This window comes from Burkholderia sp. E168m23, from assembly GCF_016586125.1.
GTDB classification, from domain to species: Bacteria; Pseudomonadota; Gammaproteobacteria; order Burkholderiales; family Burkholderiaceae; genus Burkholderia; species Burkholderia orbicola.
In genome coordinates this window covers 1-7634 of record NZ_BCPP01000263.1, presented here as the reverse complement: position 1 = coordinate 7634, position 7634 = coordinate 1, and the positions used below count along the sequence as shown (strand labels likewise).

8 protein-coding genes are annotated in these 7634 nt (G+C 69.4%); 1 reads left to right on the top strand and 7 read right to left on the bottom strand.

Translation table 11 applies throughout. From position 1 onward, the window contains the following. Nucleotides 1-53 precede the first annotated feature (53 nt). From JMF90_RS15500 to JMF90_RS15475, 6 genes are all read right to left on the bottom strand, one after another. A complete protein-coding gene (locus JMF90_RS15500; protein WP_006480346.1) occupies nucleotides 54-248 on the bottom strand; it encodes a YqaE/Pmp3 family membrane protein in 195 nt (64 codons plus the stop codon). A 121-nt stretch (nucleotides 249-369) separates the two neighbouring features. Continuing rightward, nucleotides 370-825, bottom strand: coding sequence for a TIGR00725 family protein (locus JMF90_RS15495; RefSeq protein ID WP_085962325.1), 456 nt, complete (start codon nucleotides 823-825; stop codon nucleotides 370-372). A gap of 76 nt (nucleotides 826-901) precedes the next feature. Then, complete coding sequence (locus JMF90_RS15490; protein WP_011694880.1) at nucleotides 902-1732, bottom strand: ABC transporter permease; 831 nt, start codon at nucleotides 1730-1732, stop codon at nucleotides 902-904. A 10-nt stretch (nucleotides 1733-1742) separates the two neighbouring features. After that, the gene (locus JMF90_RS15485; RefSeq protein ID WP_011548938.1) at nucleotides 1743-2831 is read right to left on the bottom strand and encodes an extracellular solute-binding protein; all 1089 of its coding nucleotides are present in this window, start codon (nucleotides 2829-2831) and stop codon (nucleotides 1743-1745) included. Between the two features lie 26 nt (nucleotides 2832-2857). Then, nucleotides 2858-3901: an ABC transporter ATP-binding protein gene (locus JMF90_RS15480; protein ID WP_011548937.1), complete on the bottom strand. Its 1044-nt coding sequence runs from the start codon at nucleotides 3899-3901 to the stop codon at nucleotides 2858-2860. Between the two features lie 7 nt (nucleotides 3902-3908). Next, nucleotides 3909-4760 (bottom strand): ABC transporter permease, encoded by an 852-nt coding sequence (locus JMF90_RS15475; protein WP_041489454.1) that lies wholly within the window; start codon nucleotides 4758-4760, stop codon nucleotides 3909-3911. A gap of 160 nt (nucleotides 4761-4920) precedes the next feature. On the opposite strand from JMF90_RS15475, the gene JMF90_RS15470 reads away from it, so the two are divergent. Continuing rightward, on the top strand, nucleotides 4921-5817 hold the full coding sequence (locus JMF90_RS15470; protein ID WP_011548935.1) for a LysR substrate-binding domain-containing protein: 897 nt from the start codon (nucleotides 4921-4923) through the stop codon (nucleotides 5815-5817). Between the two features lie 105 nt (nucleotides 5818-5922). Here the strand turns inward: JMF90_RS15470 and JMF90_RS15465 are convergent, their stop codons facing one another. Further along, nucleotides 5923-7599 carry an alkaline phosphatase family protein gene (locus tag JMF90_RS15465; protein ID WP_011694882.1) on the bottom strand — a complete coding sequence of 559 codons (1677 nt, stop codon included), beginning with the start codon at nucleotides 7597-7599 and terminating at the stop codon, nucleotides 5923-5925. Nucleotides 7600-7634 lie beyond the last annotated feature (35 nt).

The following is a 7634-nucleotide window of genomic DNA, read 5'->3' as shown; positions in this document are numbered from 1 at the left end:
GCAAACTACTCGGCCGAACTACCCCGAAAGAGTTCTGATGCGCTCATTGCGCCTCAGCCCCGCCCGCGCAACGCCGCGTCGATCTTCCGATCGGTCTTGTACTGACTCAGCGCGTACACCGACCAGATCGCGGCCGGCAGCCAGCCGATGATCGTGAGTTGCAGGAGCAGGCAAATGATCCCGGCGATCGGGCGACCGATCGTGAAGAACTGGAACCACGGGAGCAGCAGGGCAAGCAGTAGGCGCATGAACGATCCTCTCGGTACGTCGTTGAACGGGTGACACCCGGCCAATATGGCGGGTTGCGCGCCCCGTTTCAAGCCCGCGCACGATGCTCGCCGGGCAAAGCCCTGTGCCGACGCCCGCGCGCTACGCGAAATCGGCCAGCCATTGCGCGACCCGCAGGACGAGCCCGTCCGCTTCGTCGAAGCACTCGACGCCCGCGACCTGCGGCGCACCGCAGATCGTGAACACCGGCTTGCCCCACTGCAACCCGAGCGCGATTTCGGACAGCGTGCCGAGCCCGCCGCCCACCGCGATCAGGCACACCGACGCACGCGCGACCAGCGCATTGCGCGTGATGCCGAGCCCGGTCGGCAGCGCGACGCTCAGGTACGGATTCGCCAGCGTCGCATCGTCTTCGGGCAACAGCCCGATCGCGCAGCCGCCGGCCGCGTGCGCACCGCGCGCGGCGGCCTCCATCACGCCCTGCTTGCCGCCGCCGACGAGCGCGATACCCGTGGCCGCCACCGCATGCGCGATCCGCTCCGCGACCCGCATCTGTTCATCCGTCGCATCGCGCGGGCCGATCACGCCGACCGGCATCCGGTGCCGGTGCGTGCCGCGTTGCCGTTGCGCGAGTCGTGCGAGCGCGTCGCGTGCCGGTTCGGACCACGCGCATTCAATGACGTCGTTGGCGAACAAGACCTTCCCCTAGTGCCAAAACGCAGGTACAGATGGCCGTCAGCACGATCGACAGCACGGCCGCCTGCGAGAAATCGGTTTGCCCGTCCGACAGCTTCAAATACATCAGCAGCGGCAGGATGTTGATCTGCGTACCGGCCAGCGCGAGCGCCGTGCCGTACGTGCCGAGCGCGATCGCGGTCACGAGGCACCATGCGGATGCGACCGACGGCCACAGTTCGCGCCACGCGACGTCGAGCCATGCGCGCCACGGTCGCGCGCCGAGCGTCAGCGCCGCTTCGAGCGGCCGCCGGTCGAGATTCGCGAGCGTGGGATAGATCATCAGCGCGACGCGCGGGATCAGGTAGTACGCATAGGCGACCGCGAGCCCCGGCATCGTATAGATCGCGCCGCCGACCACGGTCGGATCGGCGCCCAGCGCGGCCAGCAGCGTGGTCACGAAGCCCGCGCGGCCGAATGCGAGGATGAACCCGTACGCGATCACCAGCCCGGAAAACGCCAGCGGCACGCCGAGCAGCGCGAGCGACCAGTGGCGACGGGCCGGCGACTGTCCGGCGAGCGCGAATGCGACCGGCACGCCGACGGCGACCGACAGCGTGCCGGCGCCCACCGCCAGCGCCAGCGAGCGCGCGATCGCATCCGCGACGAGCGGATCGCGCCACACCGCCGCGAACGCGCGGCCGCCGCCCGCGCATGCCACATCGACCAGCGCGGCCAGCGGCAGCACGAAGCACACCGCGAGCAAGGCCACCGCGGGCAGCGCGCCGAAGCGGCGCAGCACGCCGCGCTCGGGTAAGGACGCCTGCATCCCGTGCTCCTTACTGGCCGAGCGTGGCCTGCGACCACAGCTGGTCGACCTCGGCCTTGCGTGCCGCCGCCTTCGCGACATCGAGCGGGCGCACCTGCGGCGCGTTCGGCAGCTTCGCCGCGACGTCCGCCGCGACCGGCGTGCCGGGCACCGCCGGGCGCACGTAGCCTTGCGCGAACAGCGCCTGCCCGACGTCGCTCATCACGAGGTTGAGCCAGAGCTGCGCGGCGGACGGATTCGGGCCGTTCTTCACGAGACTCATCGCATAGGGCGCCGACACGCTGCCGTCCTGCGGAATCACGACGTCGGCCGCCTCGCCCATGCCGTCCGCGTACTTCGCCTTGAGGCCGTCGTTCTCGTAGCCGATCAGGATCGGGATCTCGCCCTTCACGAACTTCGCGTACGGCGTCGTGCCCTCGACGCGCAGCACGTTGCCGGCCTGCTTCAGCTTGCCGAAGAAGTCGGCGCCCGGCTTCGGGTTCTCGACGCTGCCGCCGTTCGCATAGGCCGCCGCGAACACCGCGACCTGGCCCTGCCCGGTCGAGCGCGGATCGAGGTAGACCACCGCGTTGCGGTACTCGGGCTTCAGCAGGTCGGACCAGCGCTGCGGCACGTTCTTGACGAGCTTCCGGTTGACGAGGAACGCGATGTTCAGCGAATGCACGGCGAACCAGCGGGCGTCGGCCGCGCGGAACACGCCCGGCAGCTTGTCGAAGTTGATGGGCCGGAACGGCGCGACGACGTCCTTGCCCGCGGCGTCGAGCGCCGACGCCGCGAAGTAGTACGCGGTATCGGCCTGCGGGCGGCGGCGCGACTTGTCGAGCGCGACGACGGTCGCGGCCGAGCCGATGTCGTTGTAGGTGATCTCGACCTTCGGGTAGCGCTTGCGGAATTCGGCGAACAGCGCCTTCCAGTTCGCCCACTCGGGGCCGGTATCGAACGACACGACGAGCCCTTCGTCGGCCGCCTTCGCGTACAGCGCGTCTTCGCCCGGATACAGCGGCGCGGCCTGCGCCGCCGCGCAGGAAAGCGCCGCGAGCGCGCACAGCGCGAGCACGCGGGCGCGCATGGCCTTCACAAGAGGGGAGCCTGCAAACATCGTGAATCTCCGTTGAACGAAAGGAATCAGTGCGCGTCCGGCGATGCCGGCAGCACGAGCAGATGGCAAGGGTCGATCGCGATGCTGCGCGAGGCGGGCTCGCGCCCCTCGCACAGCAGCACGTCGGCCGAGCCGTCCGGAATGAAGTCGTAGCGCTGCGTCGCGCCGAAGTAACGCACCTCGCCGCGACGGCCGTCGATGCGGTTGGCGCTGTGTTCCGGCGGATCGGCCTGCACATGCTCGGGCCGCACCAGCACCGCGACCTCCGCACCCGGCCGATGCGTGCCCGTGTCCGCGCGCAGCGTCGCGAAGCGCACGTCGATTTCGCCGTGCGCGAGCACACGCCCGCGCAGCAGCGTCGAGTGCCCGACGAAGCGCGCGACCTGGGCGGTCGCCGGGCGCTCGTACAGGTCGCGCGGCGTGCCGGCCTGCAGCACGCGGCCGCCGTCGACGATCGCGACGCGGTCGGCCATGCTCAGCGCCTCGTCCTGGTCGTGCGTGACGAACAGCGTCGTCGCGCCGCAAGCGCGCTGCAGCCCACGGATCTCGTCGCGCAACTGATGACGGATACCGGCATCGAGCGCCGCCAGCGGCTCGTCGAGCAGCAGCAGCTTCGGCTCGATCACGAGCGCCCGCGCGAGCGCGACGCGTTGCTGCTGTCCGCCGGACAGCATCGCGATGCCGCGCGTCGCGTGCGCCGACAACCCGACCCGCTCGAGCATGTCGAGCGCGCGCCGGCGCCGGACGTCGGCCGCGACGCCGCGCATCCGCAGCCCGTACGCGACGTTGTCGACGACCGACAGGTTCGGGAACAGCGCGTAGTGCTGGAACACCATCCCCACCTCGCGCCGCCACACGGGCACGCCGGCCACGTCATCGCCGCCGATCGCAATGCGGCCGCGCCAGCCGTCGAGCAGCCCGGCCGCGAGCCGCAGCAACGTGGATTTGCCGGACCCGCTGCGCCCCATCACCGCGAGCAGTTCGCCCTGCGCGGCGGACAGCGTGACGTCGTCGACGCCATGACGGGCGCCCGGATACTGGAAACTGACGTGTTCGAATTCGAGACTCATGGATGACTCACTTCAGACGTTGCACGGTGCCGACGGACACGAGCGTCGCCAGCACGGCGAGCACGAGCAGCACGACGGTGGCGGCGCACGCCATCCCCGTCGCGCCGTAGAACGCCTGCAGCAGCACGATCGGATAGTTCCGGTAGCGAAAGCCGGCGATCAGGTTCGAGATCTGGAATTCGCCGATCGACAGCGCGGCCACCATCACGAGGCCGGAAAACAGGCTGTGCCGCAGGTTCGGCAGCACGATCGTGACGAACTGGCGCAGCGGCGTCGCACCGAGCGTCGCCGCGCAAGCTTCGAGCCGCGCGAGGCCGAGATGCCGCAGGTCGCCGAGCAGCGTCTGCAGCAGATACGGCAGCGTCAGCACCGCGTGCGCCGCGATCATCAGCGGCAGCGTGCCGAGCCACGGCAACGTGTCGCCGCTGAAGATCGCGATGTAGCCGAAGCCGAGCGTCAACGCCGGCACGGCGACCGGCATCAGCATCACGACGCGCGTCGCGAATCCGCCGCCGGCCTGCGCACGATGATGCAGCGCATACGCGAGCGGCAGGCCGATCACCGCGTTGAGCGCGCAGCACGCCAGCGCGACGATGAAGCTCACGCCGAACGCGCGCGTGAAGCTCCGGTTCGCGGCCAGATCGGCGAACCAGTGCCCGGTGACGCCGGCGGGCAGCAACGTGTTCGTCCACGATTCGCCCACGGCACCAACCAGCAGCAACGCGATCGGCAACAGCAGGTAGAGGCCGAACACCGCGAGCAGCGCCTGCAGCAGCAGGCGCCCGACGCGCGGCCGGGCCGGTTTGTTACGACGAATCGGAATACCGTCGGCCGGAGCCGGGGTGGTTGACGCAGGCATGAATACACTCGCTGACGATCGGAAAAACCTCGCGCAACGCCCGCCGGACGGGCCTGCATGCGTTGTCGAAGCCGGCGCAGTGTGCGGTTTCGACATGGCATCGTCATGAAAAAAACGTAAAAAGCGCGCATCGACCTGTGCAAGGACGGAACAGCCCGCGATGAAGCACCTGTATCCGAACGTGGCGGAGCTGCATGCCTTCGCCACGTCCGCGAAGTATTTGAACTTCTCCTATGCGGCCCGGGAACTGGGCCTGACGCCGAGCGCGGTCAGCCGGCAGATCGCGAACCTCGAGGCGCTGTTCGGCGTGAAGCTGTTCGTGCGCGAGGGGCGCGGCCTCGCGCTCACTCGGGCGGGCCAGGTGTATCACGCGCGCGTCGTCGGGCCGCTGCGCGAAATCGGCAACGCGTCGATCGAACTGCTGAGCGCACGGGAGAACAGCGACCTGCTGACGATCGCGAGCGTGCCGACGTTCACGACCAAGTGGCTGCTGCCGCGGCTCACGCGCTTTCTCGCCGCCGCGCCGGGCGTCACGCTGAGCTTTCGCCGCCATCTCGCGCCCGGCGACGTGTTTCCGTTCGGGCTCGACGCGGCGATCCGCTACGGCGACGGCGGATGGGAAGGCGTGCGAAGCGACTATCTGGGTGGGCGGACCTTCGTGCCGGTCTGCTCGCGCGAATTCGCCGACCGGCATGCATTGCATGTGCCCGCCGACGCGGCGGCGGCGCCGCGCCTCGTGCACGAGCAGGCGGAGATCGCGTGGTCCGCGTGGGCGGAACGTCATCGCGCGACGCAGATGAACGCGCTGGCCGGGCCGCGCTTCGAGCAGTATTCGGTGCTGATCCAGGCGGCGCAGGCCGGGCTCGGGATCGCCCTCGTGCCGCGCTTCCTGATTCTCGACAATCTCGCGGCGGGCACGCTGGTCGAGCCGTTCGACGCACCGGTCGACGTGGACGCGCAGGGGCACTACCTGTGCTACGCGCCGGAGCGCCTCGACACGAGCGATGCGTTGCGGCGCTTCAGGGAATGGATGCTGGACGAAGCGGCGCGCGCGTAAGGCGGCACGGCGCCGCCCCGGAAACGAGTGGCGCGCACCGCCGCACGGCTGCGCGCGCCGCTTGCCGGCCGGACACCGCCTCACGGCGGCATCCGGCATACCACGTCAACGCCCGATACCGAGCCCCGGCAGCACCGGCGTGTTCTCGGCCACGACCGCCTGCAGCAGGCGCGGATCGGCGCCGAGCAGCGCGAGGATCGTCGGCGCGACCTGCTTCGTGCCGACGAGATCGTTCACCGTGCGCGCACGATGAATGCCCGGATACGACACGAGCAGGCCGAGGTGGCTGTCGTCCGGCGCGTTGCCGCCGTGCTCCTCGTCCTTCTTCGTGCTCGACGTATAGATCACGCCCGGATTCGGCTGGACGACGATGTCCGGCGTGCGGCCGTTGGCCGGATCGCCGAAGCGGTCGGCCAGCGCCGCGCCGTACAGCACGTACGCCTGCGGGCCGTCCGCGCAGATCCCCGGCGCGTTGCAGCCGAGATTCGCCTTCAGCGTCTGCACGACGGCCGTGCGCTGGCTGCGGTCGCGCAGCCAGATCAGGCCGACGTCGTCGGTCTGCACGAAGCCCGTGCCGACCAGGCCCGAACCGTCGTTCAGGTTGCCCGTCGTCGTGTTGTTCTGGCCGAAGTTGCCGTTCGGATCGAGGAAATTGTTCGCTTCGAGCAGCTTCGTCAGCGTGTCGCCGTTCTTCACCAGCTTCGTGTGATCGCTCGGCGACTGGCCGTGCTTCGACGTGACGATCACGGCCGTCGACGAATACAGGTTCGCCTGCTTCAGCGCCGCGACGACGTGGCCGATCGCGTCGTCGACATACGTGATCGCGTTCGCGACCTGCCCGTTCGGCGTGAAGTCGGCGTCGAGATAGCCGCCGCCCTTCGCGACCGGCGCCTTCTGCGCGACGCTCAGCGTCTGGAAGTTCGCACCGAACAGCGTCGGCACCGGCGCGGTCTTCGTGCCGGTCGAATCGCGGCCGCCGATCTGGCGGATCAGCGCCTGCACGTGCAGGTTGTCGAAGCGCGCGGTATGCGAGTAGACGTCCGTATAGTCGGTGTTGGTCGCCGGGTCGATCGAATTGATCTCGGTGCGCATCAGGTCGTCGACGCCGGTGCCCGACGGGCCGTTCAGCCAGTCGTAGCCCCACGCGTGCTTGTCGGCCCACGCGGTGCGCGCATTCGGCACGCCGGCCTTCACGGCCTCGAACACCGTGTTGGTCTTCACGTAGTCGTGCGGGTAGACCGGCACGCACTGGCCGTTGACCTTCGCATGCGGGATCGCCTGCGGATTGAACGCGCCGCCGCCGTCGAGGTGCACGAGCGCGCCGCCGTTCTGCGCATCGATGCCGGTCGTCTCGTCGAACACGACGTTCCAGCCCTGCTTGCCCGAGCACGTCGTGTCGCTCGGCGCGTACAGGTTGCGGTCGTACGACACGTCGTAGAACAGGCCGGCCGTCTTCGGCGAGCCGCCCGTCACCAGTGCGGCGAGGCCGGGAAACGAATCCGACAGCCCCGGCGTGTACGCATTCGCGTACGTCACGCCGCTCTTCGCGAGTACCGCGAGGTTCGGGCACGTATTCGCGCCGATGCAGCGCGCCAGATCTTGCTCGTGCAGGCCGTCGATGCTCAGCAGCAGCACGTGCTTCACGACGCGGCTCGGCCGGCCGTTGCTCTCGCCCTGAGCGTTACCGTCCTGTTGCGCCGCATGCACGCCCGCGCTTGCGAGCGCCAGCGCGCCCGCCGCCATCACCGCCATGTTTCGTTGCTTGACGAACCTGGAAATCATCACCCCACCTCATCGATTGATGTTGAACTGCGTGA